Source organism: Dyella sp. ASV21 (assembly GCF_016428975.1).
Classification (GTDB): Bacteria; Pseudomonadota; Gammaproteobacteria; order Xanthomonadales; family Rhodanobacteraceae; genus Dyella.
The window spans coordinates 1-24,159 of the sequence record NZ_JAELTT010000059.1 but is presented as its reverse complement, the minus strand read 5'-3'; the positions used below and the strand labels follow the sequence as shown (position 1 = coordinate 24,159).

Here is a 24,159-nt window from a genome sequence, read left to right as displayed (position 1 = left end):
GGCCATGGCTTCGGCCTCGGCTGCGCTGCAGCGTGCGGCGTCGGCGGGGCGGGATGCCATCGAGGGTACGGTGCGTCTGAGTGCCAGTGAGGTGATCGGGGTAGAAGTGCTGCCGCCGCTGCTTGCTGAATTTCGTCGGGAGCATCCCGGTATCGCGATCGAGTTGGTGGTGTCCAATCAGACCGCCGACCTGTTACGGCAGGATGCCGATCTTGCGATTCGCATGGTCCAGCCCAGCCAGGACGCCCTGGTGGCGCGTCATGTGGGCCAGATTCCGCTGGGGTTGTTCGCCCATCGTCGCTACCTGGACCAGCATGGCGCACCGGGTAGCCTGACAGAGCTCGGCGCGCACAGCCTGATCGGCTTCGATACCGAGCCGGTGTATGTGCGCCGGATGCGGCCCAGTGGCTTTCCCTACACGCGGGATCAGTTCGCCCTGCGTACCGATAGCGATCTGGCGGCCCTGGCCGCCTTGCGCGCGGGCTTCGGCATTGGCTTCGCCCAGGTGCCGCTGGCGCAGCGGGAGCCGGCACTGGTGCGGGTGCTGGCCGAGGCCATGACGCTGCCCATGGACACCTGGGTGGTGATGCATGAAGACCTTCGCCAAAGCCTGCGCGTGCGCCGGCTGTTCGATCATCTGGTCGGTGCGTTGGCGGCTTATGCGCGCAGCTGAGCTGGCTCGCGCACCAGGGCGGCCAGTTCGCTCCACGGCGTCAGGCTCCAATGGCCTCGCGCCTGACCGGAGGGTGAAGGCAGCACGAACAGCCGCGTTTCTCCGAAGCGCTCCTGCTGCAGGCCATAGCCGGTCACCGCGCCCAGGGCCGCTCGAGCCGCCGCCTTGCTGGTAAAGGCCAGCACCCGCGGCGTATGCAGCGCGATGCGTGCGCGCAGCGCATCGACGTCGAATGCATCGCGCGGCAGCTCGTCATCGTTGCCCATGTGATGCTTGGCCAGGTCGGTGAGGCCGATACCCAGCGTAAGCAATTGCCGAAACTCGGCCGGTGCGAACCGATGCGGGGTTAGTCCTGTCTCATGCAGTGCGCGCCAGAACAGGTTACCCGGGTGCGCGTAGTACGCACCTTCCGCCGCGGAGCGCCGCCCAGCGGCGGTGCCGCAGAACACCAATGTGAGTCCGGGTTGAAGCAGGTCGGGGAGAATCGTTTGGGGCATTGTGTGCAGCATAGCCGGCGTGTTCACGGGCCAGTGAATGAAACACCGGTCAGTTCACGAAATGTCGGTGATTCGTGGATTTCCGGGCGCCAGTTGGCGGTGGGCTCCATAGCGTCACGCCCATGCTTCACGACGCATCGACAGTGTGCGCGTCCTACCGCTATAAAGACCCTCCATCCAGGGAGTACCCGGTGAGCGAAGAGATCCTGATCAACGTGACCCCACGCGAGACGCGCGTCGGCGTGGTAGAGAACGGCATGTTGCAGGAGGTGCACGTGGAGCGGGCCTCCCGTCGCGGCTACGTCGGCAATGTGTACAAGGGGCGTGTGCAGCGGGTGATGCCCGGCATGCAGGCGGTGTTCGTCGATATCGGGCTGGAGCGCGCGGCGTTCCTGCATGCCTCGGACATCCTCCGGCCGCCCTTGCCGGTCGCGGAGGGCGCCGAGCCGGTGCCCCATGGCAACGGCAACGGCAATGGCCATGTGCCTTCGATCAGCGAGCTGGTCCATGAGGGCCAGGAAATCGTGGTACAGGTGGTGAAGGACCCCATCGGCACCAAGGGCGCGCGGCTGTCCACGCACTTGTCGATTCCCTCGCGCTACCTGGTGCTGCTGCCGCACGCCAAGACGCTGGGCATTTCCGCCCGCATCGAGGAGGAGCCCGAGCGCCAGCGGCTTAAAGACGTGCTGACCCCGCTGATCGGTGAAAACCCGCTGGGTTACATCGTACGCACCAATGCCGAGGGGCAGACCGCCGAATCGCTGGCCTTCGACGTGACCTACCTGGGCAAGGTGTGGCGCGTGGTGCAGGAAAACATCGTCAAGGCCAAGGTGGGCGAGCGCGTCTACGAAGAGCTGTCGCTTCCGCTGCGCAGCCTGCGCGATATGCTCAACGACGATATCGAGAAGGTGCGCGTGGATTCGCGCGAGACCTTCGAGAAGGTCGTCAAGTTCGTGCACAAGTTCATGCCGCATCTCGACGACCGCGTGGAGCATTACAACGGCGAGCGGCCCATCTTCGATCTTTACGGCGTCGAGGACGAAATTCAGCGCGCGCTCAAGAAAGAAGTGCCGTTGAAGTCGGGTGGCTACCTCATCGTCGATCAGACGGAAGCGATGACCACCATCGATGTGAATACCGGCGGCTACGTCGGTACGCGCAACCTGGAGGAAACCGTCTACCGCACCAATCTGGAGGCGGCTCAGGCGGCGGCGCGCCAACTGCGTCTGCGCAACCTGGGTGGCATCATCATCATCGACTTCATCGATATGGTCGATGAGGAGCACCGCCGCCAGGTGTTGCGCATGCTCGAAAAGGGCCTCGCGCGTGACCATGCCAAAACCACCGTGTACCCCATGTCGGCGCTGGGACTGGTGGAAATGACACGTAAGCGCACCACCGAAAGCCTGGAGCGCCAGCTGTGCGAGCCCTGTCCCGCTTGCGGCGGGCGCGGCACGGTCAAGACCTCTGAAACCGTCACGTACGAGATCTTTCGCGAGATCACCCGGGCGGTGCGCCAGTTCAACACCGAGAAATTACTGGTCATGGCCAGCCCCAAGGTGGTCGGGCGCATCCTGGAGGAGGAATCCGCCGCGGTGGCCGAATTGGAAGAGTTCATCTCCAAAAGCATACGCTTTCAGGCCGAAGAGCATTATTCGCAGGAACAGTTCGATGTGGTTCTCCTCTAAGGCTTCCACGCACCGCCTGTTGGGCGGTGCGGTGAGAGGGCCGTGAACCCGCTGTGGCACAAGCGCGTGCAACTAAGCGCCCGGGCAATCGCCTGGGTCGCTGGCGTGGGCGTGATTTCGCTCGCTGTGCTCATGGCACTGACGCAGTTGCTGCTGCCACAGCTGGCGCGTCATCCTGAATGGGTGGCCGCGCAGCTCAGCGCCCGCCTGCACCGGCCGGTGACTTTCCAGCGCCTGGAAGGTCACTGGCAGCCCGCCGGGCCTTTGTTCGTGATGCACGGCGTCACCATCGGTGATGGCCCCGGCGAGCAGGGCGAACCCGTGCACGTGCCCGAAGCCGAGTTGAAACTGGACTTCGGCGGGCTGCTGCTGCCCTCGCGGCACCTGCTCAATATGCGTGCACGCGGCCTGCAGCTTGACCTCAGCCGTGATCCGGACGGCGCGTGGCATATCAACGGCATTGGTCTGGCTGGCGGGCAGGAGCGCCAGAACCCGAGCTTCGGCCAGCTATCGGTGGGGCTGTGGTTAAGCGAAGTGCGGCTGGATATCACCGACAACCGCCTTAATCGTCATTACACACTGCTGGCCGACCAGTTGCGGCTGAGCCGGCAGGGCAATCGGGTCCGCGTGGGGGCGCTGTTGCGGCGCGAAGGCGCGCCCGGCGTGCTGCGCGGCGCCGGCAACTTCAGCGATGACGGCGCCGATGGCCGTCTCTGGTTGAGTGGCAGCGACCTTGACCTGCATGCGATGTCGGCAGGCGTCGACTTGGGCGGATATACGGCCGACAGTGGCTCGGGCTCGTTCGATAGCTGGCTGGATTGGCGCGACGCCAAGGTGGTGCGCGTACTCGGTCGCGTGCATCTGCGTGACGTGGCGGTGTCGAGTCCCGACGGGTCCACCGCGAGTGTGGCCGCGCTGGATGGCATGGGTGAGCTTGCCAATGACAGCGACGGCTACCGCATCCGTTGGGCCGCCGATGATGGCGGTGCGGTCGTGGCCCAGTTGCATGGCGTGGATACCGATCAGGCCCATGCGGAGGCGGTGGCGCAGAACCTGGAGCTGGCGCCGCTGGTGCCCTGGTTAGCGCTCAAGCCCCAGCTGTCGCCCGGACTCGCACAATGGGTGGGCAGCGGCAAGCCGCGCGGACGCGTGACGCATGCACAGGCGCGCTGGAACCATGCCGATGGCCTGCAACTGCTCGATGTCGGCTTCAGTGGGCTGGCGATCAACCCGGTGGGTAAGCTGCCCGGCCTCGATGGTGTACAGGGCGAGTTGCGTGGCGACGCGCAGTCGATGGCATTGAGCCTGCCGGCGCAAGCCACCGTGTTGCGTTTTCCGCACACGTTTCGCGAGCCGTTCGTGATGCAGAAGCTGGCTGGTGATGTCGTGTTCTGGCACGAAGACGATGCCTGGCACATCGGCACCGACTCACTGCAGTTCGAGGGTGCCGGTTTCGGTGGCGAGGCGCGCGGCGAAGCGCAGCTGCCCGATGCGGGTGGGCGCCCGTTCCTCGATCTCTATGCCTCGATCGGCCACGCGGATGTAGTCGCCGCCAAGTTGTTCTGGCCGATCGACTCCATGGCGCCCTCGGCCGTGCAATGGCTGGACCAGGCCTTGGTCGATGGCAAGATCGATCAGGCCGACGTGCTGGTTCGCGGCGACCTCAAGGACTGGCCGTTCCGTCACAACGAAGGACGTTTCGAGGCACGCGCCGAAATGAGCGGCCTGGAACTGGAATATGGCAAGGACTGGCCGCGTGCACAGAACATCAGCGCGGTGGCCAACTTCATCAACAACGGCATGCTGGTGGAGGCGTCGACGGGCGAGTCGTTGGGTAACAAGGTGGATCACGCGGTAGCTTTGATCCCCGAGTTCGGCAACACCGTGCTCGACCTCAACGTCAGCGGTGCCGGTACCGGGGCGAGCATGCTGGAGTTCGTGCGCAAGAGCCCGATTGGCAGCCATCAGGCCGACACGCTGGCCAAATTGAACCTGGGTGGCACTGGTGCGTTCGATTTCCACCTCTCCTTACCTGTGGCCGATGCGGAAGCGCTTGTTCTCAATGGCCACGCACAACTCAAAGGCATGGATTTCAATGCACCGGAATGGAACCTCAAGCTCGACAAGCTGACCGGCCCGGCCACTTTCGACAAAGCGGGTTTCCACGCCGGCCCGCTGGATACGAGCTTTCGTGGTCAGCCGTCCAAATTGGACCTGGCCATCGCTGGCGCCACCGGCCAGCCCAATACGGTGTTGTCAGCCAAGCTCAACGGTCGCTACAGCATGAGCGAGCTGACCCAGGGTTATAAAGAGCTGGAGTGGCTCAACCAGGTGGCTGACGGGCGCAGCGACTTCACCATCGGTTTTGGCATCGCACATGCCAACGGCGGCGCGGCGACCACCCAGCAGCTCAGTGTCGAATCCAGCCTGGTGGGCATGGCGCTGAATTTCCCTGTGCCGATGAAGAAGGCCGCCGAGGGGGCGCTGCCGCTGCATGTAGACATGAATCTGCCCATGGCCGGCAGTGAAGTTCAGTTGGCCGTGGCGCAAGTGGTGCGCGCACGCATGCGTCTGCCGCAGAACGATAACCAGCCGTTCGCCGCCACCTTCGCCTTTGGTACCAAGCAGCCCGATGCTTTGCCTGAGCGTGGCATCCGTGTTCGTGGACGCGCGGCCAAGCTCGATGTCACCGGTTGGGTGCAATATGCCGCTTCCGGCAGCAGCGGGAACGGGCCGGGGCTGGAAAGCATCGATGTGAATGCCGATCAGGCTGTCTTGTTTGGCCATCCATTTGCCGATATGCGCTTGCTCGCCGCCAACTCGGCGGATGGCCTGACCGTGGATGTGGACAGCGCCGGCATTGCCGGGCGTTTTGCTATTCCGCTGGCGCAACTCAACAAACGCGGGGTTACGGCGCGTTTGCAGCGGCTCTACTGGCCCAAGGATGTCGCCCCCGCACCCAAGAAGGGCGTCAACGATACAACCGCATCAAGCAGCGCATCGAGTGCGCCGCCGGTTGCGAGCAATCCCGCTACGCCAACGGAGCCGCCGAGCAATCCGGCCAATACCGGCATCACGCCGTCTGCGTTGCCACCGTTCCATTTGTGGGTCAGCGATTTGCGCTTTGGCGATTCCAAGCTGGGTGATGCTCGACTGGAGACCTGGCCTACCGATCACGGCATGCATATCGACCAATTGCGCACGCTTACGCGCGGCGTACAGATCAACGGCAGCGGTGACTGGAACGGCACGGCGGGCGACAGTCATTCGCATATGCGCATTGATTTCGCGGCGGAAAACCTTGGCGAAATGCTGGGTGCCTTCGGCTACGAAGGATTGCTGGCGGGCGGCAAGGTGCGTGCGCAACTGGATGCCGCGTGGCCGGGTGCGCCCTCGGCGATGGAACTGGGCAACATGGACGGCAAGCTCAGCATCAACGTCACCGATGGCCGCATGCCGGAAGTGACGCCGGGCGTGGCGCGCTTGTTCGGGCTGATCTCGGTATTGGAGCTGCCGCGTCGCCTTTCATTCGACTTCGGTGATGTGTTCGGCAAGGGCTTGGCTTTCGATGCCATTACCGGGAATTTCCATCTCGGCGACGGCAATGCCACGACGGACGACCTGCAGATTCGCAGCCCCGCCGCGGAGATTTCCATCAAGGGCCGCACCGGCGTGCGCGCCAAGGATTACGACCTCCAGGTCGTCGCCATTCCGCACGCGGGCAACAGTTTGCCGATCGTGGGTGCGGTGGTCGGTGGTCCGATCGGCGTGGCGGCTGGCTTCGTGGCGCAGGGCTTGCTGGGTAAGGGCATCAATCACGCGGCCAGTGCTCGCTACAAGGTCACCGGCAGCTGGGATAAGCCCACCATCACACTGACCGAGAAGAAAGACGTGCCGGTGCCTTCAACGCCGTCGCCGCTCGAAGGCGGGACGTTGATCTTGCCCGACTCGCTGCCCGCGGCGGCGAGCAGCGTGGCGCATTAAACGGCGCTGGCGCGGCCTGCCCGCGGCGCGCGCCACGGGCAGGCCGCCGCGTTTCAGGCCGCCGGTTCGCGCGGCTTGGTACTTCCGGTGAATGGAAACAGTTGCTGGCGGCGAAAGCCGTCGGGCATGTAATCACCAACCACGCCATAGCTCTCGGGAAACTTCTTGGTCGACTTCACGGCCGTGCCAAACAGGTAGTCGAGAAAGGCATAGTGTGCGGCGTAGTTCTTGTCGATGGCTTCCTCGTCGGACGCGTGGTGCCAGTGATGGAAATCCGGCGTCACCATCACGTATTTCAGCGGGCCCCAGGGCAGATGCACGTTGGCGTGATTGAACACCGCCTGGAAGCCAACCACGATGATGTAGGCATTCATCGTCGCTTCGCTAAAGCCCAGGATGTACAGCGGCGCCAGCACGCATACGCGCGTGGCGATCAGCTCGAGCATGTGCTGACGCGAACCGGCCAGCCAATCCATGGTTTTCACCGAATGATGCACGGCATGGAAACGCCACAGCAGGGGTACCTCGTGATACGCGCGATGCGTCCAGTATTGCGCCAGGTCCGCGACCAGGATGCACAGCAGCAATTGCGGTACGAAGGGGATGTGCTGCACGGCTTGCTGGAACTGGCCGCTCACCATCCAGCCGAACAGATGATGCAGCAGGAAGTTCACCACCAGCAGCGCCAGGCCTACGATGAAGTGGTTCACCGCGAAGTGCTTGAGATCGGTTTGCCATTCCTTGCGGAAAAGTGACTGGCCTTTGTAGAGCGGAAACAACTTTTCGATCACCACGAATACCAGGGTCGAGCCGAGCAGGTCCAGGATGAACCAGTCCAAGCCGATGTAAGGCGTGTGGTCGGGAAAGTCGCCCACCGGTACGCGTGAGCCACCCAGCGCGGTCGCAATCACCACCAGCGCAAACGCCACCATGCTGATTCGGCGCATGCGCCCTAGAATCACATTGGCCAGCGACATGCCGCCGGCCACCAGCAGCGCGCCGAGCAACAGCTGACGCAGCACATCGACGGAATACTTGTGGCGCAGGTCCGGCGTGGTGAGGTACTCCGGGAAATGGAACGCCAGCACCCCCAGCAAACTCAGGATGCCCAGCGACAGCGCCACGATGCTGCTGATCTTGCCCAGGCCGGGCTTGAGTTCGCCGTCGCGGTGCAGCAGTTCGCGGGTTTCCTCGATCGGCGCCTTCAGGGCGCGGTCGATCACCTTATGGGCCAGGGGTGGGCGCGGGGTGTCGCTCATGCGTGATCCTTCACTAACGGGAATACGCGCATCCTAGCCGCACCGTGCCCCCGTCGCAGCCGGCGACGGTCTTTAAACACCGGAGGCGGGCCCCCACTTGATAAAATCGACTCCTTTACACATGGCAAAGATTTCATGGATTCCCTGATCGCCCTGGCTGAACGTCGTTTGCTGGCCCCGGGTGGCCTCGCCGCCAGCGATCTCGATCGCGTGTTCAGCCAGCTGATGGGCCCGTCCATCGACGCCGCTGACCTCTATTTCCAGCATTCGCGTAGCGAGTCCTGGGTGCTGGAGGAGGGCATCGTCAAAGACGGCAGCCACTCCATCGAGCAAGGCGTGGGCGTGCGTGCGATCAGTGGTGAAAAGACCGGTTTCGCATACTCCGATGAGATCGTGCTGCCGCAGCTGCTGGAAGCGTCCAGGGCGGCGCGCGCCATCGCCCATGGCGGCAACGGCGCCGGCAAGCCACTGGCGCTCAACGGCGCCCGCCAGCTCTATCCGGCCATCGACCCTGTGGAGAGCCTGCCCAATGCCGACAAGATCGCCTTGCTGCGCGAGGTGGACGCCTATGCGCGTTCGCGCGATCCGCGCGTCAAGCAGGTGATCGTAAGCCTGGCGGCCACCATGGACACCGTGCTAGTGGCCGCCTCCGATGGCACGCTGGCGGCGGACGTGCGTCCGCTGGTCCGCCTTAACGTGCAGGTCATCGCCGAGCAGGGCGATCGGCGTGAGCAGGGCAGCGCCGGTGGCGGTGGCCGTTATGGCTATCGCGAACTGATCGACAACGGCCGAGCCATGGCTTTCGCCGATGAGGCGGTGCGCCAGGCACTGGTGAACCTGGAGGCGGTCGAAGCGCCGGCCGGCAGCATGCCGGTGGTGCTGGGGCCGGGTTGGCCGGGCGTGCTGCTGCACGAGGCCATTGGCCATGGCCTGGAAGGTGATTTCAATCGCAAGGGCAGCTCCGCGTTCGCCGGTCGCATCGGTCAGCGCGTGGCGGCGCCGGGCGTCACCGTGGTGGACGACGGCACCCTGGCCGGGCGCCGCGGTTCGCTCAGCGTGGACGACGAAGGCACGCCCACCGAGTGCACCACCTTGATCGAGGACGGCATCCTCAAGGGTTACATGCAAGACAAGCTCAATGCCCGCCTGATGGGCATGGCCCCTACCGGCAACGGCCGCCGCGAATCCTTCGCCCAACTGCCGATGCCACGCATGACCAATACCTACATGCTGGCCGGCCGGCACGATCCGCAAGAGATCATCCGCTCGGTCAAGAAGGGCTTGTATGCGGTGAACTTCGGTGGTGGTCAGGTGGACATCACCAACGGCAAGTTCGTGTTCTCCGCCAGCGAGGCCTACCTGATCGAAGACGGCAAGATCACCCGTCCGGTGAAGGGGGCCACCTTGATCGGCGCAGGCCCTGAAGTGCTCAACCGCGTCTCCATGATCGGCAACAACCTCGCCCTGGATGAAGGCGTGGGCGTGTGCGGCAAGGACGGCCAAAGCGTGCCGGTGGGCGTGGGTCAGCCTACGCTCAAGATCGATGCGATGACGGTGGGCGGCACGGCGTCCTGAGTCGGTGCAGCCCGGCCTGCGCGAGCTGTGTATGTGACAGCGCCGCTATAGCGGCATGTCGATAGAACAAAAGCTCATTTCGCTTCCCAGGCCCTGGCGCCGAAAGTGCGGAACATGGCGTGTCTTGCCGCCATGGTTATGAGGACGTCTGGACGTCCAAGTCATTCCGCACGAGAGGGGCAGGCTCATGAGCGAGGTTTCCCACGCATGGCCGCGACGCGGCCAGCCCGAACAGGCGGCCGAGCCGCCGCGCGCCCGGCTCGCATGGCTTGCCAACGAAGACTGGTGGTCCGTATGGATCGGCTTGCTGGTCATCGCGGTGGCCTGGGCCTTGTTCGCCAACGGCAGCAGTCTCAAGTGGCTGGCGGTGGCGCCAGCCAAGTGGAAAACCTTGGCGGAAGCCGCGCAGGGGCTGGCTGGACATTGGCCTAACTATCTGGCGCTGTTCGCCACCTTCGCGTTGCTGTTCGGCTCGGCGCTGGCGGTGCTGGGTCAGTCGTTGACGCGGTTTGTGCCCAGCTTTCTGATCCTGTTCGGGCTGTCGCTGATGATCTTCACCGTATCGGCGTGGACGCAGGCGTCGCGCTACAACCTGGAGGCGCCCTTGCTGGCATTGGCGCTGGGCTTGCTCCTCTCCAATACGGTCGGCGTGCCCGAGTGGCTCCAGGGCGGCCTGCGCGTGGAGTTCTACATCAAGACCGGCATCGTTTTGCTGGGTGCCACCTTGCCGTTGACCTTGCTGGTGTGGGCCGGCCCGGTGGCCGCGGGGCAGGCCACCATCGTTTCCCTGGTTACGTTCTTCACCATCTTCCTTACCGGCAAGGCGCTGGGGCTGGATCGCCGCTTTGCGGCCGTGCTCGGCCTAGGTGGCGCGGTGTGCGGCGTATCGGCGGCGATTGCCACGGGCGGTGCGGTGCGGGCCAAGCGGGAACAGACCTCCATGGCGATCACGCTGGTGGTGGTGTGGGCCATCGCGATGATTTTTGTACTGCCCTTTGCCTCACGCGCGTTGGGGCTGTCCACGGCCGTGGCCGGCGCATGGATCGGCACCTCCGAATTTGCCGACGCGGCAGGTGTGGCCGCAGCGCAGGCCTACGGCGATGCGGCGCGCAATGCAGGTGGTGCGATCGCCGGTGCGCCAGACGCGGCCGTGCAGGCGTTTACGCTGATGAAGGTGGTGGGCCGCGATATCTGGATTGGCATCTGGGCCTTTGTCCTGGCTTGGGTCGCTACCACGCGCTGGAACACGGAAACCGATGGCGTGCAGGCCAAGGCAGACATACGCGAGATCTGGGCACGCTTTCCCAAGTTCGTGTTTGGCTTCGTGCTGGCGTCGGCGCTGGTGACCTGGGTTGCTGGTCATTATTCGCTGGCCGACTACCGCAAGGTGGTCACGCCCGACCTGGTGGCACCCATCAGCACGCTGCGCACCTGGGTGTTTACCTTCTGTTTTCTGAGTATCGGCCTTACTACACGACTGCGCTCGCTCGCCACTACCGGCTGGCGTCCGTTGCTGGCGTTTACGGTGGGCGTGGTCGTGAATATCGTGATCGGCTACGTGCTCTCGGTGCACGTATTTGCCGATTTCTGGAACGGACTGGGCGGATGAGCCTCGCCGAGGGGGGTGCTGTTGCGCGGGAGCGGCCGGCGGCTTGCGCGCAGTGCCGTCATCGCCTGACGGATCGGCATGAGCTCGAGCGGCGCATGGCCGGTTTGAGTGTCTTCGGTTCAGCCTATGGCGCGAGCATCGCATCCAGCCGACTGTGCACGCTGCACGAATGCTGGGTGTCGCCCCAGGATCACTGCTCCCGTTTTGCGCCGATCTAGCATCGACGCGGGAGGGGAGAACGCCGCGCCCCGCGCGCGCTGCGAAGTGACTTACTCGTCGTCGCTTTCGGGTTCTTCGACAATCTCGATGTCGGCGGGTTCTTCCGCGCCGTTGGCCGTGGCCAGTTGCTTGAGCAACTGGAAAAGTTCGCGGTAGGCGCGCGGCGGCTTGTTGCCGTCCTTCTCTGCCTTGGCCTGGCGGATCAGCGAGCGCAGATGTTGGCGGTCCACCTGCGGGTGCTGCGCAATCAGCTCGCCGAGGGCGGCATCGGTATCCGTCAGCAGGCGATCGCGCAGGGCTTCCATGCGGTGCATGGCGGCGGTTTCCTGGCGCTGGCGCTCTCGGTTTTCGCCGAGTGCGGCGCGCACGCCGTCGAATACTTCCTGCTCGTGCCGGCGCATGACCTTGGCGAGAAAAGCCAGTTGGCGCTTGCGTGCGATATGCGCGGTGATGCGGCGCGTGTTGGCGATCTCACGCAGCACGTCTTCCGGCAGTTCCAGCTTGGCCAGCTTGCTGGCGGGCAGCTCGATCAGCTGGTTTGCCAGGGCCAGCACGGCCAGCGCGTCGCGGCGCTGTTGGGTGCGGGTGGGGCCGTAGTCGTGCTCGGGATTGTCGGTGTAGGTACGGTTCACGGGATTCTTCCGGCTGGTCGGCCTGGTTCAGTGCGCGGCATCAAGGTTGTCCAACGGGGTGGGTTCCGCCCGTTCCAGCGCAAAGCGCGGAATGGGCTCGCCCTCCAGCTCCACCGTTTCGCAAAACATCGAGGCCGGACGGACCCACAGGCCGTAGTCGCCATAGAGCGCCTGGTACACCACCACTTCTTCCATGGTTTCGCTATGCCGGGCCGTGCCCAGTACGCGGTAACGCTGGCCTTTGTAGTGACGGTAGATGCCGGCTGTCGGTGACATGGCGTTCTCCGTGGGACGCTCTTTGCAAATCGGCCGCATCGCCCCCATCTGGGACGGTTGCGCGGGTAGGACCGCGTATTCTACCCGTTACCCGCCCGTTTGCAGGAATTCACGCGTGACCGAACTGAGCACCACCCAGGACCGCAGCCTCGAAGAGCTCGACAGACTGTCCCAACTGGCCGAGGACGTGATACGCCGCGCCCGCGCGGCCGGCGCCAGCCAGGCCGAGGTGGCCGCCAGCATCGATACCGGGTTGAGCGTGAACGTGCGCCTGGGCGAGGTGGAAACCGTAGAGCACACGCGCGACCGCGGCTTTGGCTTGACCGTTTACTTTGGGCAGCGCAAGGGTTCGGCCAGCACGGCGGATCTCAACCCCGACTCCATCCAGGCCACCCTGGAGCAGGCCTGTGCCATTGCCCGCTTTACCGAGGAAGACCCCGCGGCCGGCCTGGCCGATCCCGCGCGCATGGCGACCCACTTCCCGGATCTGGACCTGTGGCATCCCTGGCGCATCGATACGGCCGGTGCCATCGCGCTGGGCCAGCAGATCGAAGCGGCCGGGCGCGCGCACGCGGGCATCAGCAATTCCGATGGCGCGGGCGTGCAGATGGGCGAAAGCGTGGCCGTCTATGCCAACTCCCACGGTTTCCTGGGGCGTGAGCGCGGCACGCGCCATTCGCTCTCGCTCTCGCTGATCGCCGGCGACGATGACGGCATGCAGCGCGACTATTGGTACGACAGCGTGCGTTCGGCCGATGATTTCATCAGCGCCCAGTCGCTGGGCGACAAGGCCGCCCAGCGCACGCTTTCGCGCATGGGCGCGCAGAGCCTGTCCACGCGCCAGTGTTCGGTGTTGTTCGCGCCGGAAGTGGCGCGCGGGTTGATCGGTCACCTGATCGGTGCAGTCAGCGGCGGGGCGTTGTACCGCCGGGCCAGTTTCCTGCTCGATCACGTGGGCAAGCCGGTGATGCCGGCATGGATGAACATCGTGGAGCGGCCCTTCCTGGTGCGCGGTCAGGGCTCGGGTGCGTTCGACGCCGAGGGCGTGGCCACGCGCGACAGTGCGCTTATCGAAAACGGTGTGCTGGCCCGCTACGTGCTGGGCAGCTACTCGGCGCGCAAGCTGGGGTTGGAATCCACCGGCAACGCTGGTGGCATCCATAACCTGATCGTGGAGCCGGGCCAGGACGACTTCGCCGGCATGCTCAAGCGTATGGGCACCGGCCTGCTGGTCACCGAGGTAATGGGGCAGGGCGTGTCCACCGTAACCGGCGATTATTCGCGCGGGGCTTCCGGCTTTTGGGTGGAGAACGGCCAGATCGCTTATCCGGTGGAGGAAATCACCATCGCGGCAAACCTGCGCGATATGTACGCCAACATCGTGGCGGTGGGCGCGGATGTGGACCATCGCTCGCACCTGCTCACCGGTTCGATTCTGCTCGAGCAGATGACCATCGCAGGCGAGTAACGCGGGTAGGACTTCTGACAAGGGAAAAGCCAGCGAACACTTGCTACGATCCCGGTTGCCGGCTCACCGCTGGCGACCATGAAGTCTGGCTTTTACGACACCAGGAGATGTGCGCATGAGCGTTCCACCGGAGTCTGTCGTACCGCCGCCGTCGAATGGCCCCTCCGCGCCGTCCGATACACCTTCCGCCGAACAGCGGCAGTGGGCCTTGTTCGCTCATCTGTCCGCCCTGCTGGGTTGCATCCTCACGGGCGCCTGGTTTGGCTGGGGCTGCTTCCTGGGGCCGCTGATCATCTGGCTGGTGAAGAAAGACACCATGCCTTTCGTCGATGACCAGGCCAAGGAGGCGCTGAATTTCAACATCACCATCGCCATCATCGGCGTGGCGTTGTTGCTGCTCACGGTGATTACGCTGGGCCTGGGCGTGCTGATCGCCATTCCGGTTGGCGTGGTCGTGGGCGTGGGCTGGCTGGTGCTGACCATTCTGGCGGCCATCCGCGCGAACGAGGGTGTGCGCTACCGTTACCCGTTCACGCTGCGCCTGATCAAGTAAGGCGCCCCGAGGGGCGAGGCAGCGGGAGTGCCTCGCCCCCTGATCAGTGGAGCCCCACGTAAGTACGCCTGAAGCTGACGGGCGCTTGCAGCGTCGGCAGCTTCCAGCTGCCGGTTACCACCAACTGCTGACCATCCGGGGACCATGCCCAGTTCTGCACCAGCTGGGTGCCATCGGCGTATTCGATCGCCACCTCCATGTGCCCGGCCTCCAGGTGCCCGCGCACCATCGCATTGCCGTTGAGCGATTGATGTGGCTGACCATCGAGGGTGGCGGTGAGGCGGTCACCGTTGCCCAGGTGGACGTCGACCGTTTTGGCGTCTTGCTGTACCAACAGCACCGAATCGGCACTCAAGGTAGGCGGCAGCGGATAGGTCCCTGCATCGCCGTCCTTGCTGGCGTTGTCCTTGTTACTCGTATCGCCGCCGCCATGCCGGCTGTGACCGCCGCCAGAGCCGCCCATGCCGCCCCCGTGGCCCATGCCGCCAGCACCCGCGCCACCGTGGCGACCGCCACCGGCGTTACTGCCTGACGAGCCGGTCGCGGGGCTGGGGGTGCCTTGCGTGTTCTGGGTGCTGGCCTGCTGCTCCTTGTGGGCCTCGTCGCGCAGGGCGGCGGCCAGCGTGGTGGCGTTGTCGCTGTTGCGGTCGTCCAGGCGCCAGGCGCCGCTGAAATCGGCGCCCGGCGGTGCGCTGGCGTGGGCATTCAGGGCCAGCAGGCCGGCGATCAGGACAAGCACGGTACGACGTCGCATGGCGGAAGCCGAATAATCGATAGGTCGATCAGTCAACGTGCCAGTTTGGCTCGTGTTGACGCAATCGACGTCAGTGCGCGCGGGCGGCGGCGTAGCGCGCCAGCTCTTCCAGCAGGCTGCCGCGTTCGCCGAGTGGCGCGATGGCGTCCAGTGCGTCGGCAGTGAGACGGGCGAGATGCTCGCGCGAAGCATCCATGCCGATGATCGAAGGGAAGGTAGGTTTGTCCGCGGCCGCGTCCTTGCCGGCGGTCTTGCCGATCACTGCCGATTCGCCTTCCACGTCCAGAATGTCGTCGCGCACCTGGAAGGCCAGGCCCACGGCATGGGCGTAGCGGTCCAGGGAGGCCAGGGCGCCGTCGTCGGCACCTGCCGCCAATGCGCCCAGGCGTACCGAGGCGCGGATCAGCGCGCCGGTCTTGCAGGCGTGCATATGTTCCAGTTCGGTCAGCGACAGCTTGCGGCCCACGGCGGCCAGATCCAGCGCTTGACCGCCCGCCATGCCTTCGGCGCCACAGGCGCGGCCGAGCACGCGCAGCATTTCCACGCAGCGCGCCGGCGCCACGCCGAGTTCAACGTCGTCAGCCAGCAGTTCGAAAGCGAGGGCTTGCAGCGCGTCGCCCGCGAGAATCGCCATCGCCTCGCCAAACACGATGTGGCAGGTGGGGCGTCCGCGACGCATATCGTCGTCGTCCATCGCCGGGAGATCGTCATGCACCAGCGAGTAGGCATGGATCAGCTCCACCGCGCAGGCCGGTGCGTCCAGCACGGCGCCGTTTTCACCGAACGCATGACCGGCGGCATACACCAGCAAGGGCCGCAGGCGCTTGCCGCCACCCAGCACCGCATAGCGCATGGCGCGATGCAATTCGATCGGGGAGGCATCTTCCGGCGGCAACGAGCGGGCGAGCGCCTGGTCGGCGCGGGCGATCAGCGACTTGAGGGCACTGCCGAGTTCAGAGTTCGGGTTCAAACGGTTCGGCGGTGTCGGGAGCATCGGGATCGAGCAGCAGTCGCACGCGCAGCTCGGCACTTTCCAGTGCCTGCTGGCAATGGCGATAGAGGCCGATGCCACGCTCGAAGGAAGAGAGGGATTCGTCCAGACTCAGGTCGCCGCCTTCCATACGAGCCACCAGCTGCTCGAGTTCGTCCAGCGAGTGTTCGAAATCGGCGGCGGGGGCGGGACTGGCAGGAGCGGGAGCGGACTTGGCCATGGCCCGCAAAGCTAACGCAGGGGACGTGTGGAATCAATCGGCGCGACGTGCGCGAGGCCCTGTCGATGACGAGAATCGGCGGGTTTGGCAATCTATTTCAGTACGCCGGTTGCCATAAGGGGCGCGCTGGGCCGAGCAGGGCCAGCCCGCGCTCGGTGAACCAGCGGTCGGCCACGCCGATGAGTTCCTCGCCCGCGTACAAGAGCGGACAGGCGAGACGGCGCCATGGCGGCATGGTGCTTTGCTGGAACAGATCGCGCAGTTCGCGTGTGTGGGCGTGGCCGATGGGGCGCAGCTGCTCGCCGCCGCGGCGCAGGCGCACCATCAGCGGCTGACTCAGTTGTCCTGGCGGGTCCAGTCGCAGGCTGCCGCCATCGGGCAGGGCGAGTGGTTCGCCTTGCCATTGGGTCTGCCACTGCGGGTCGATGGCTGCTTGCGGCGGCAGTGCCCACAGGCGGCCTTTCCACACATGCAGTTCGGTGCCGTTCCAGCGGATGCAGGGCAACTGACCGTCGCGGGCCCGGCATTGGCGTTCGATCTGCTGACGTTGTGCGGTGGTAGGCGCACGCAGGCCGCGCGCATGTAACCAGTCGTCAAGCAGCGGGTGGCGCAGGGCGGGCGACAAGGCCAGCCATCCGGCGGCCTCCAGGCTACCGGTGGCAGGGTCGAGCAGTTTGCGCTGCGCAGCTCGCCATTGCTGCTCCAGTACATCGGCGGCGGCGCGGCTCAGGCCGGCCGCGTGCACGATCGATTCCACCGCGTGAGGCCAATGCTGGCTGAGGCGTGGCAGGATGTCGTGGCGGAGGAAGTTGCGCGAGAGGCGGCTGTCCGCATTCGACGGGTCGTCGATGCACGGCAACCCGTGTTGCTCGACATATGACCTCAGTTGCTGGCGCGACAAGTCCAGCAGCGGTCGCCACAGCGCGCCACGGCCCAGCGGACGTTGCGCGCGCATGCCACCCAGGCCGTCGGGGCCTGCGCCGCGCAGCAGTTTGAGCAACACCGTTTCTGCCTGGTCATCGCGATGATGACCCAGCAGCAGATGTTCGCCGTCGCGCAGCGACAGCGCAAAGGCGCGATAGCGCGCCTCGCGTGCAGCGGCTTCCAAACCGTAGCCGCGCGCGTGATCCACCTCTACCCGCATCACCAGGCAAGGCACCTGCCACTCACCCGCCAGGCGGCGGCAATGCTCGGCCCAGGTGTGGCTGTCCACATGCAGGCCGTGATCGATATGCAGCGCGCGAAGGCCCCGCTCCTGCGCCTCGGGCAGCGAGGCCAGTGCATGCAGCAGTGCCGTGGAATCGGGGCCGCCGCTGTACGCCACGCATAGCGCGCCAGGGGGATGCAACTGCAAGGCGCGTTGTAGCAAGTCGACCAGTCTAGTCACGGGCGGTGGATTTCTTGGTTTTGTTGCGTACGTAGATCACCTTGGGTCGACCTTCGCCGGGGCTGCGCCGATCGATCTCGAACAGCGTGGTAGCGGTGATCAGTTCGCTCAGCTTGTTGTAGCCATAGCTGCGCGAGTCGAAGTTGGGGCGCTGCTTGGTGATGATGGAGCCCACCCCGCCGAGGCCGGCCCAGCCATCGTCGTCGGAGGCGGCTTCCACCGCATTGCGCAGCAGGTTCACCAGGCTGGAATCCTGCTTGAGCTGGGCGGCCGTGCGCGGCGCCAACGGCTGTTCTTCGTCCGGCTTGGCTACCAGAATGTCGGTGTAGATGAACTTGTCGCAGGCCGCCACGAAGGGATCGGGGGTCTTGCGTTCGCCAAAGCCATAGACGATCAGCCCCGATTCGCGGATGCGCGCGGCAAGACGGGTGAAGTCGCTGTCGCTGGAGACGATGCAGAAGCCATCGAAGCGACCGGAGTAGAGCAGGTCCATCGCGTCGATGATCATTGCCGAGTCGGTGGCGTTTTTGCCGCTGGTATAGCCGAACTGCTGGATCGGCTGGATCGACTGCGTGAGCAGTTGTTCCTTCCAACTCTTGAGATGGTTGCTGGTCCAGTCGCCATAGGCGCGCTTGACGTGCGCCGTGCCGTACTTGGCTACCTCCGCCAGCAGTGCCTCGGCGATGCCCGGCTGCGCGTTGTCCGCGTCGATAAGCACGGCGAGCTTGGTAGCGTGATCGTTAGCCATGACGCGTTATCCCGGCGGTGTTGCGGCCGATGGTAGCGCGTGCCGGAGGGCGGGGTGAGTGAAGAGGCAGTGAGTGACGCGGTGGCGCAAACGGCCGTCGCCCACGCATCACTCACGCGACGAAGTGCTTACTCGTTGAAGGCGCCGTAGCCGCGCAGGCGCTTGTAGCGCAGATCCAGCAGATCCTTGGTGGATAAGGCTTCCAGCTCGTCCAGCTGGTTCAGCAGCACGGCTTTCAGGCGTACCGCCATGGAGTGCGGGTTGCGATGGGCGCCGCCCAGCGGTTCACGCACCATCTTGTCGATCAGGCCCAGCTCCAGCAGGCGCGGGGCGGTAAGGCCCAGTGCTTCGGCGGCGTCCTTGGCCTTTTCGGCGCTTTTCCACAGGATGGAGGCGCAGCCTTCGGGCGAGATAACCGAATAGGTGGAGTACTGCAGCATGATCGTGCGATCGCCCACGCCAATGGCGAGCGCGCCACCGGAGCCGCCTTCGCCGATCACCGTGCACACGATGGGCGTCTTGAGGTCGGCCATTTCCAGCAGGTTGCGCGCAATCGCTTCAGACTGGCCGCGCTCTTCAGCACCCACGCCCGGGTAGGCGCCTGGGGTGTCGATCAGGGTGATGAGGGGCAGGCCAAAACGCTCGGCCATCTTCATCAGGCGCAGCGCCTTGCGGTAACCCTCGGGGCGCGGCATGCCGAAATTGCGGCGCACCTTGCCCTTGGTATCGCGCGCCTTCTGGTGACCGATGATCATCACCGAGCGGCCATTGATACGACCGAGGCCGCCCACGATGGCGGCGTCGTCCGCATAGGCGCGGTCACCAGCCAGCTCGTGGAACTCGTCGCACATCACGCTGATGTAATCGAGCGTGTAGGGGCGGCCAGGATGGCGCGACAACTGGGTGACCTGCCACGGCGTGAGGTTGCGGAAGATCTCGTTGGTCTTGAGCTTGAGCTTCTCGCGCAGGCGGCCAACCTCTTCGTCGATGTTGAACGCCTGCCCGTGACTGGCGTGGCGAAGCTCTTCAATCTTCGCGTCCAGCTCGGCGATGGGTTGTTCGAAATCGAGGAAGTTGGGATTCATTCGGTGCAGTTCATGACACGGAAGCGGCGGAGTATACCGTTCTGCGGAAAAAGGCGGGAACGGCGGCGTATGGGGTGGTATCGCGGGATTCACACGTCCGGCCATCTCGCAAAAGCGGGAATCGGGTGCCTTTGGTTCTCATCGCACCGCCTTCATTGACGCTGGGTGCCCGTTTTCGCGGAAATGACGGCTATCAGGGATGAGTCAATCCCCTCGGGGGCGGTCATCCGTCTTCACGATCTTGAGCTTGGCCGCCTCCACCCCCGGCACCGCGCGGATGGCGCGCAGCAGTTCGGGGATGGCGTCCACGCGCCAGTCCTCACCCAGTTCCAGATCGGCCTGGGCGACCTGGTTGTGATAGCCGTACAGCACGACGCTGGCGCGGCCGCCGCGGTAGCCGCTCAAGGTGCGGCGCAGGTCGTCGACGAAGCCGGGGCCCACCCCATTCAGTTTCAAGCGCAGCAGGCGGGCGAAGCGGCGGCACGCATCACCCAGGGTGTATGCGCTGCGGCCACGCAGGGCAAAGCCGCCGCCGGAGAAGTCGTCGATGCGCAGGCCGCCCTCGACCACCAGCAGGGCATCGCGCGTAAGCATCGGAGCCACCTGCTGGTACAGCTCGCCGAAGAAGCTCACCTCGATGATGCCGGTGCCATCTTCGAGCCGCACGAACGCGTCGCTATCGCCGCGCTTGCGTATGGCGGTGACCATGCCGGCCACCGTCCACGGCGTGTCGGGGCCGCGGCGGAAGCGGTTGTCGTCGCCGTCGTTTTTGCGCGGCTTGGGCGGCTGGTAGCGGTCGGCGATCTCGCCCAGCGGGCAGGTCGAGAGCTGGGCCAGCTCCTCGCGCCACGGGTCGGTGGGATGGCCGGAAAGGTAGTGGCCCAGTGTGTCGCGCTCGCCTTGCAGCAGTTGCTCCAGCGGCCATTCGGGCACGGTGGGCAGTTCCACGTCCACCACGGGTGCCGCGCTGCCCATCATGGCCCCGAACATATCGTTCTGGCCGCTTTGCGCGTTGCGCAGGTGCTGCTCGGCGGCCTTCATGGCGTTGGGCAGCTGGGCCATCAGGCTGGCGCGGTTGGGCGCCAACGCGCCTAGCGAGCCGGAAAGAATCAGCGCTTCCAGCACGCGTCGATTGAGCTTGGTCGAATCGACGCGGCGGCAGAAGTCGGCCAGATCCTTGTAAGGCCCGTTGCGCTTGCGTTCCTCGGCGATGGCTTCGCAGGCACCTTGGCCGACGCCCTTGATGGCGCCCAGGCCGTAGCGGATGACCTTCGGTTCCACCGCCACGAACATGAATTCGGAGGCGTTGACGTCCGGCGGCAGCACGGTGAGACCGATGGCCTTGGATTCGTCGATGAAGGTCACCGCCTTGTCGGTGTTGTCCATGTCCGACGAGATCGTCGCGGCCATGAACTCGGCAGGGTAGTGGGCTTTGAGCCAGGCGGTCTGGTAGGAGACGAGCGCGTAGGCGGCGGCGTGCGACTTGTTGAAGCCGTAGCCGGCGAACTTCTCCATCAAGTCGAAGATTTCGTCGGCCTTGTCGCCGGTGAGCCCGTCCTTGGCCGCACCCTCGCGGAATTTGGCGCGCTCCTTCGCCATTTCCTCGACTTTCTTCTTACCCATCGCGCGGCGCAGCAGGTCGGCGCCGCCGAGCGAGTAACCGCCCACGATCTGCGCCATCTGCATCACCTGCTCCTGATAGACCATGATGCCGTAGGTCTCTTTCAGGATCGGTTCGACGCGCGGGTCGGGGTAGACCACCTCTTCGCGGCCGTGCTTACGCGCCACGAAGCTGGGGATCAGGTCCATCGGGCCGGGGCGGTACAGCGCCACCAGCGCGATGATGTCCTCGAAGCGGTCAGGCTTGGCGTCCTTGAGCATGCGCTGCATGCCCGAGGATTCGAGCTGGAACACGGCGACCGTCTGCGCCTTCTTCAGCACCTCGTAGGCCGCCGGGTCGTCGGTGGGGATGGCGGCGATATCCAGCGCTTCCTCGCCCGTGGTGGCGCGGCGTGCGTTGATCGCCTTGACGGCCCAATCGATGATGGTGAGCGTGCGCAGGCCCAGGAAGTCGAACTTCACCAGGCCGACGGCTTCGACGTCGTCCTTGTCGTACTGGGTCACCACGCCGCCGCCGCCCGGTTCGCAATACAGCGGGGCGAACTCCGTGAGGGGCTTGGGGCCGATGACCACGCCGCCGGCGTGCTTGCCGACGCCGCGCGTGAGGCTTTCCAGGCTGAGCGCCAGGTCGATCAGCGTGCGCGCTTCCTCGTCCTGGTCGTACAGGTCGCAGAAGTCCTTGACGATGCGGTCGGGTTCTTTCTTGGCCTTGTCCGACCGCCCCAGCGCGCATTGCAGGGTGAGGTCGAGCGGGCGTGCGGGAATCAATTTGGCGATGCGATCGACCGCGTTGTAACCCATGCCGAGCACGCGACCGGAGTCGCGCAGCACCGCCTTCGCGGCCATCGAGCCGTAGGTGATGATCTGGCTGACGTGATCGCGCCCGTACTTGCGCGCCACGTAGTCGATCACCTCATCGCGGCGATCCATGCAGAAGTCGATGTCGAAGTCGGGCATCGACACGCGTTCGGGGTTGAGGAAGCGCTCGAACAGCAGGTCGAACTGGATCGGGTCCAGATCGGTGATCTTCAGCACCCATGCCACCAGCGAGCCTGCGCCCGAGCCACGGCCCGGGCCCACCGGGATGCCGTTCTGCTTACCCCAGTTGATGAAGTCCGCCACGATCAGGAAGTAGCCGGGGAAGCCCATCTCGATGATGACGTCCAGCTCGCGCTCCAGGCGCGCCTCGTACTCTTCCCGCGTGCGGCCTGGCGCTACGCCGCCAAACGCCAGTCGCTCCTTCAGGCCCTCGCGGGAGAGCTCTCGGATATAGCTGGCCAGGTCATGGCCTTCCGGCACCGGGAAGTCCGGCAGGTAGTACGTTCCAAAGCTGAGTTCCAGCGTGCAGCGCTTGGCCAGCTCGATGGTGTTCTCGAGGGCCTCGGGAAGGTCGGCGAACAGCGCCTCCATATCCTCGGGCGACTTGAGGTATTGCTGATTGCTGTAGTCGCGGGGGCGCTTGGGGTCGGCCAGCACGCGTCCCTGGTTAATGCACACGCGTGCTTCGTGCGATTCGAAATCCTCCTGCTTGAGGAAGCGCACATCGTTGCTGGCGAGTATCGGCAGATCCAGTGCGGCGCCCAATGCCAGGGCCGCCGCGTTCCAGTTCTCCTCGCCTTCGCGTCCGGTGCGGGTGAGCTCCAGGTACAGGCGGTCCGCCATCTGGGTGGCGAACGGTCGCAGGCGCGCGACGGCTGTGTCCACGCCCTGGTTCACCGCGATGCGACCCGCTTCGCTTTCGCGTCCGATCATGGCGATCAGGCCGCGCGTCGCTTCGGGCGTGAGCCAGGCCATGTCGACCATGGCGCGGCCGCTGTGCTGGCCGTCGCGCCAGGCGCGCGACACCAGGCGCGACAGGTTGAGGTAACCCTCGCGGTTCTGGCAGAACAGGGTGAGTCGCCACGGGCGCGGATCGTCCGGCGCGCTGATCCACAGGTCGCAACCACCGATGGGCTTGATGCCGGCCGCGCTGCAGGCCTTGTAGAACTTCACCAGCGCGAACATGTTGCTGTCATCCGTCAGCGCAACGGCGGGTACGCCAAGGCGTACACAAGCCTCAACCAGCGCCTTGATGCGGATGGTCGAGTCAACCAGCGAATATTCGCTGTGCAAATGGAGGTGGGCGAAGCGGACGGACATGGCGCACGCGCAGAATGGAGGCTCAGCCTAACGGCGCGGCCCGGGACGGGCAAGAATTGACAGGGGGCCAATCCCGGCTTTCACCGCGCCGTTGTGGGCTTTTCGCTCCCATCGGCGGTGTCAGGACAGACCCCATGGACGACTTCCGGCAGGTTGCGATCGGCTGTCGGGGCTGGCATGGTCGGGGACTTTCTCCGTTTGGACGGCAGCCGCCTCCGCGCTGCCCGGGACTCGCCGATGTCATTGCTCCGTTCGCTGTTCACCGTCAAACCCATCGAGGACTCGCTGAGCGCCAGCGACAACCTGCGCCGCACGCTAGGGCTCAAGGACCTGATCGTGCTGGGCGTGGGTGCGGTGATTGGCGCGGGTATCTTCGTCATCACCGGACAGGCGGCCGCGGAGCATGCCGGGCCGGCCTTGACCATTTCCTTTGTGCTGGCGGGCCTGGCGGCGGCGCTGGCCGCGCTGAGTTACGCCGAGTTCGCCGCCATGCTGCCGGTGTCGGGCAGCGCGTACGTCTACGCGTATGCCACCTTCGGCGAGTTGCTGGCCTGGTTCATCGGCTGGAACGTGGTGGCCGAGTACCTGCTGGCGGTGTCTTCCGTTGCCGTGGGCTGGTCCGGCTACGGTGTCGGTTTGCTGCACAGCCTGGGCGTCAACGTGCCCGCCGCGCTCGCCAACGCTCCCTTGAGTTTCAAGGACGGTCATTTCGTGGCCACCGGCGCCCTGATCAACCTGCCGGCCTTGCTGGTGGTCGGGGCCATTACCGCGCTGCTCTATGC

Annotated in this window: 19 protein-coding genes; 8 read left to right on the top strand and 11 right to left on the bottom strand. The window is 65.2% G+C overall.

Annotated elements, in window-relative coordinates; translation table 11 throughout:
- The coding region (locus tag JHD67_RS16535; protein ID WP_199100334.1) for a LysR substrate-binding domain-containing protein at positions 1 to 673 on the top strand (673 nt) is incomplete at its 5' end.
- Here the strand turns inward: JHD67_RS16535 and JHD67_RS16530 are convergent.
- Positions 658 to 1,170 carry a mismatch-specific DNA-glycosylase gene (locus tag JHD67_RS16530; RefSeq protein WP_233171977.1) on the bottom strand — a complete coding sequence of 171 codons (513 nt, stop codon included), beginning with the start codon at positions 1,168 to 1,170 and terminating at the stop codon, positions 658 to 660. The two genes, JHD67_RS16535 and JHD67_RS16530, sit on opposite strands and share 16 nt — an antisense overlap.
- A 191-nt stretch (positions 1,171 to 1,361) precedes the next feature.
- Here JHD67_RS16530 and rng point away from each other — a divergent pair, with 191 nt between their 5' ends.
- Complete coding sequence (gene rng / locus JHD67_RS16525) at positions 1,362 to 2,858, top strand: ribonuclease G (protein WP_199100332.1); 1,497 nt, start codon at positions 1,362 to 1,364, stop codon at positions 2,856 to 2,858.
- Positions 2,859 to 2,900: 42 nt separating this feature from the next.
- Complete coding sequence (locus JHD67_RS16520; protein WP_343214386.1) at positions 2,901 to 6,842, top strand: YhdP family protein; 3,942 nt, start codon at positions 2,901 to 2,903, stop codon at positions 6,840 to 6,842.
- Positions 6,843 to 6,895: 53 nt separating this feature from the next.
- Here JHD67_RS16520 and JHD67_RS16515 read toward each other — a convergent pair whose 3' ends face one another.
- Positions 6,896 to 8,101 (bottom strand): sterol desaturase family protein, encoded by a 1,206-nt coding sequence (locus tag JHD67_RS16515; RefSeq protein ID WP_199100331.1) that lies wholly within the window; start codon positions 8,099 to 8,101, stop codon positions 6,896 to 6,898.
- Between the two features lie 135 nt (positions 8,102 to 8,236).
- On the opposite strand from JHD67_RS16515, the gene tldD reads away from it, so the two are divergent.
- Positions 8,237 to 9,676, top strand: coding sequence for a metalloprotease TldD (tldD, locus tag JHD67_RS16510; protein ID WP_199100330.1), 1,440 nt, complete (start codon positions 8,237 to 8,239; stop codon positions 9,674 to 9,676).
- A 187-nt stretch (positions 9,677 to 9,863) separates the two neighbouring features.
- Entirely contained in the window at positions 9,864 to 11,285 is a 1,422-nt protein-coding gene (locus JHD67_RS16505; RefSeq protein ID WP_199100329.1) for a putative sulfate exporter family transporter, read from the top strand.
- Positions 11,286 to 11,554: 269 nt separating this feature from the next.
- On the opposite strand, the gene yjgA is transcribed toward JHD67_RS16505, so the two are convergent.
- Positions 11,555 to 12,136: a ribosome biogenesis factor YjgA gene (gene yjgA, locus JHD67_RS16500; RefSeq protein ID WP_199100328.1), complete on the bottom strand. Its 582-nt coding sequence runs from the start codon at positions 12,134 to 12,136 to the stop codon at positions 11,555 to 11,557.
- A 27-nt stretch (positions 12,137 to 12,163) separates the two neighbouring features.
- Positions 12,164 to 12,412, bottom strand: a complete 249-nt coding sequence (locus tag JHD67_RS16495; RefSeq protein WP_199100327.1) for a DUF1653 domain-containing protein — start codon at positions 12,410 to 12,412, stop codon at positions 12,164 to 12,166.
- Between the two features lie 115 nt (positions 12,413 to 12,527).
- On the opposite strand from JHD67_RS16495, the gene pmbA reads away from it, so the two are divergent.
- Together pmbA and JHD67_RS16485 are read left to right on the top strand one after the other, a co-directional pair.
- A complete protein-coding gene (pmbA, locus tag JHD67_RS16490) occupies positions 12,528 to 13,880 on the top strand; it encodes a metalloprotease PmbA (protein WP_199100326.1) in 1,353 nt (450 codons plus the stop codon).
- 115 nt (positions 13,881 to 13,995) lie between these two features.
- Positions 13,996 to 14,433: a DUF4870 domain-containing protein gene (locus JHD67_RS16485; RefSeq protein ID WP_199100325.1), complete on the top strand. Its 438-nt coding sequence runs from the start codon at positions 13,996 to 13,998 to the stop codon at positions 14,431 to 14,433.
- A 43-nt stretch (positions 14,434 to 14,476) separates the two neighbouring features.
- Here JHD67_RS16485 and JHD67_RS16480 read toward each other — a convergent pair whose 3' ends face one another.
- The 7 genes from JHD67_RS16480 to dnaE all read right to left on the bottom strand — a co-directional run bounded on the left by JHD67_RS16480 (position 14,477) and on the right by dnaE (position 23,377).
- Entirely contained in the window at positions 14,477 to 15,187 is a 711-nt protein-coding gene (locus JHD67_RS16480) for a hypothetical protein (protein WP_199100324.1), read from the bottom strand.
- 70 nt (positions 15,188 to 15,257) lie between these two features.
- A complete protein-coding gene (ispA, locus tag JHD67_RS16475; protein ID WP_233171976.1) occupies positions 15,258 to 16,157 on the bottom strand; it encodes a (2E,6E)-farnesyl diphosphate synthase in 900 nt (299 codons plus the stop codon).
- Positions 16,141 to 16,398 carry an exodeoxyribonuclease VII small subunit gene (locus JHD67_RS16470; protein ID WP_199100322.1) on the bottom strand — a complete coding sequence of 86 codons (258 nt, stop codon included), beginning with the start codon at positions 16,396 to 16,398 and terminating at the stop codon, positions 16,141 to 16,143. Before JHD67_RS16470 ends, ispA begins: the two co-directional genes overlap by 17 nt.
- Before the next feature lie 97 nt (positions 16,399 to 16,495).
- Entirely contained in the window at positions 16,496 to 17,785 is a 1,290-nt protein-coding gene (gene tilS / locus JHD67_RS16465) for a tRNA lysidine(34) synthetase TilS (RefSeq protein WP_199100321.1), read from the bottom strand.
- Positions 17,778 to 18,533, bottom strand: a complete 756-nt coding sequence (locus tag JHD67_RS16460; protein ID WP_199100320.1) for an NYN domain-containing protein — start codon at positions 18,531 to 18,533, stop codon at positions 17,778 to 17,780. The genes tilS and JHD67_RS16460 overlap by 8 nt, the downstream gene beginning before the upstream one ends.
- A gap of 128 nt (positions 18,534 to 18,661) precedes the next feature.
- A complete protein-coding gene (gene accA, locus JHD67_RS16455; protein ID WP_199100319.1) occupies positions 18,662 to 19,618 on the bottom strand; it encodes an acetyl-CoA carboxylase carboxyl transferase subunit alpha in 957 nt (318 codons plus the stop codon).
- Between the two features lie 204 nt (positions 19,619 to 19,822).
- The gene (gene dnaE / locus JHD67_RS16450) at positions 19,823 to 23,377 is read right to left on the bottom strand and encodes a DNA polymerase III subunit alpha (RefSeq protein ID WP_199100318.1); all 3,555 of its coding nucleotides are present in this window, start codon (positions 23,375 to 23,377) and stop codon (positions 19,823 to 19,825) included.
- Between the two features lie 237 nt (positions 23,378 to 23,614).
- On the opposite strand from dnaE, the gene JHD67_RS16445 reads away from it, so the two are divergent.
- A partial coding sequence (locus JHD67_RS16445; protein WP_199100317.1) for an amino acid permease occupies positions 23,615 to 24,159 on the top strand: 545 nt, incomplete at its 3' end.

Bases quoted from the DNA above. Each gene is read 5' to 3' on its own strand.
- JHD67_RS16495 (WP_199100327.1), bottom strand. From the start codon at position 12,412: ATGTCACCGACAGCCGGCATCTACCGTCACTACAAAGGCCAGCGTTAC.
- JHD67_RS16505 (WP_199100329.1), top strand. From the start codon at position 9,864: ATGAGCGAGGTTTCCCACGCATGGCCGCGACGCGGCCAGCCCGAACAG.
- JHD67_RS16470 (WP_199100322.1), bottom strand. From the start codon at position 16,398: ATGGCCAAGTCCGCTCCCGCTCCTGCCAGTCCCGCCCCCGCCGCCGAT.
- JHD67_RS16485 (WP_199100325.1), top strand. From the start codon at position 13,996: ATGAGCGTTCCACCGGAGTCTGTCGTACCGCCGCCGTCGAATGGCCCC.
- JHD67_RS16515 (WP_199100331.1), bottom strand. From the start codon at position 8,101: ATGAGCGACACCCCGCGCCCACCCCTGGCCCATAAGGTGATCGACCGC.
- tldD (WP_199100330.1), top strand. From the start codon at position 8,237: ATGGATTCCCTGATCGCCCTGGCTGAACGTCGTTTGCTGGCCCCGGGT.
- dnaE (WP_199100318.1), bottom strand. From the start codon at position 23,377: ATGTCCGTCCGCTTCGCCCACCTCCATTTGCACAGCGAATATTCGCTG.
- JHD67_RS16460 (WP_199100320.1), bottom strand. From the start codon at position 18,533: ATGGCTAACGATCACGCTACCAAGCTCGCCGTGCTTATCGACGCGGAC.
- JHD67_RS16480 (WP_199100324.1), bottom strand. From the start codon at position 15,187: ATGCGACGTCGTACCGTGCTTGTCCTGATCGCCGGCCTGCTGGCCCTG.
- accA (WP_199100319.1), bottom strand. From the start codon at position 19,618: ATGAATCCCAACTTCCTCGATTTCGAACAACCCATCGCCGAGCTGGAC.
- JHD67_RS16530 (WP_233171977.1), bottom strand. From the start codon at position 1,170: ATGCCCCAAACGATTCTCCCCGACCTGCTTCAACCCGGACTCACATTG.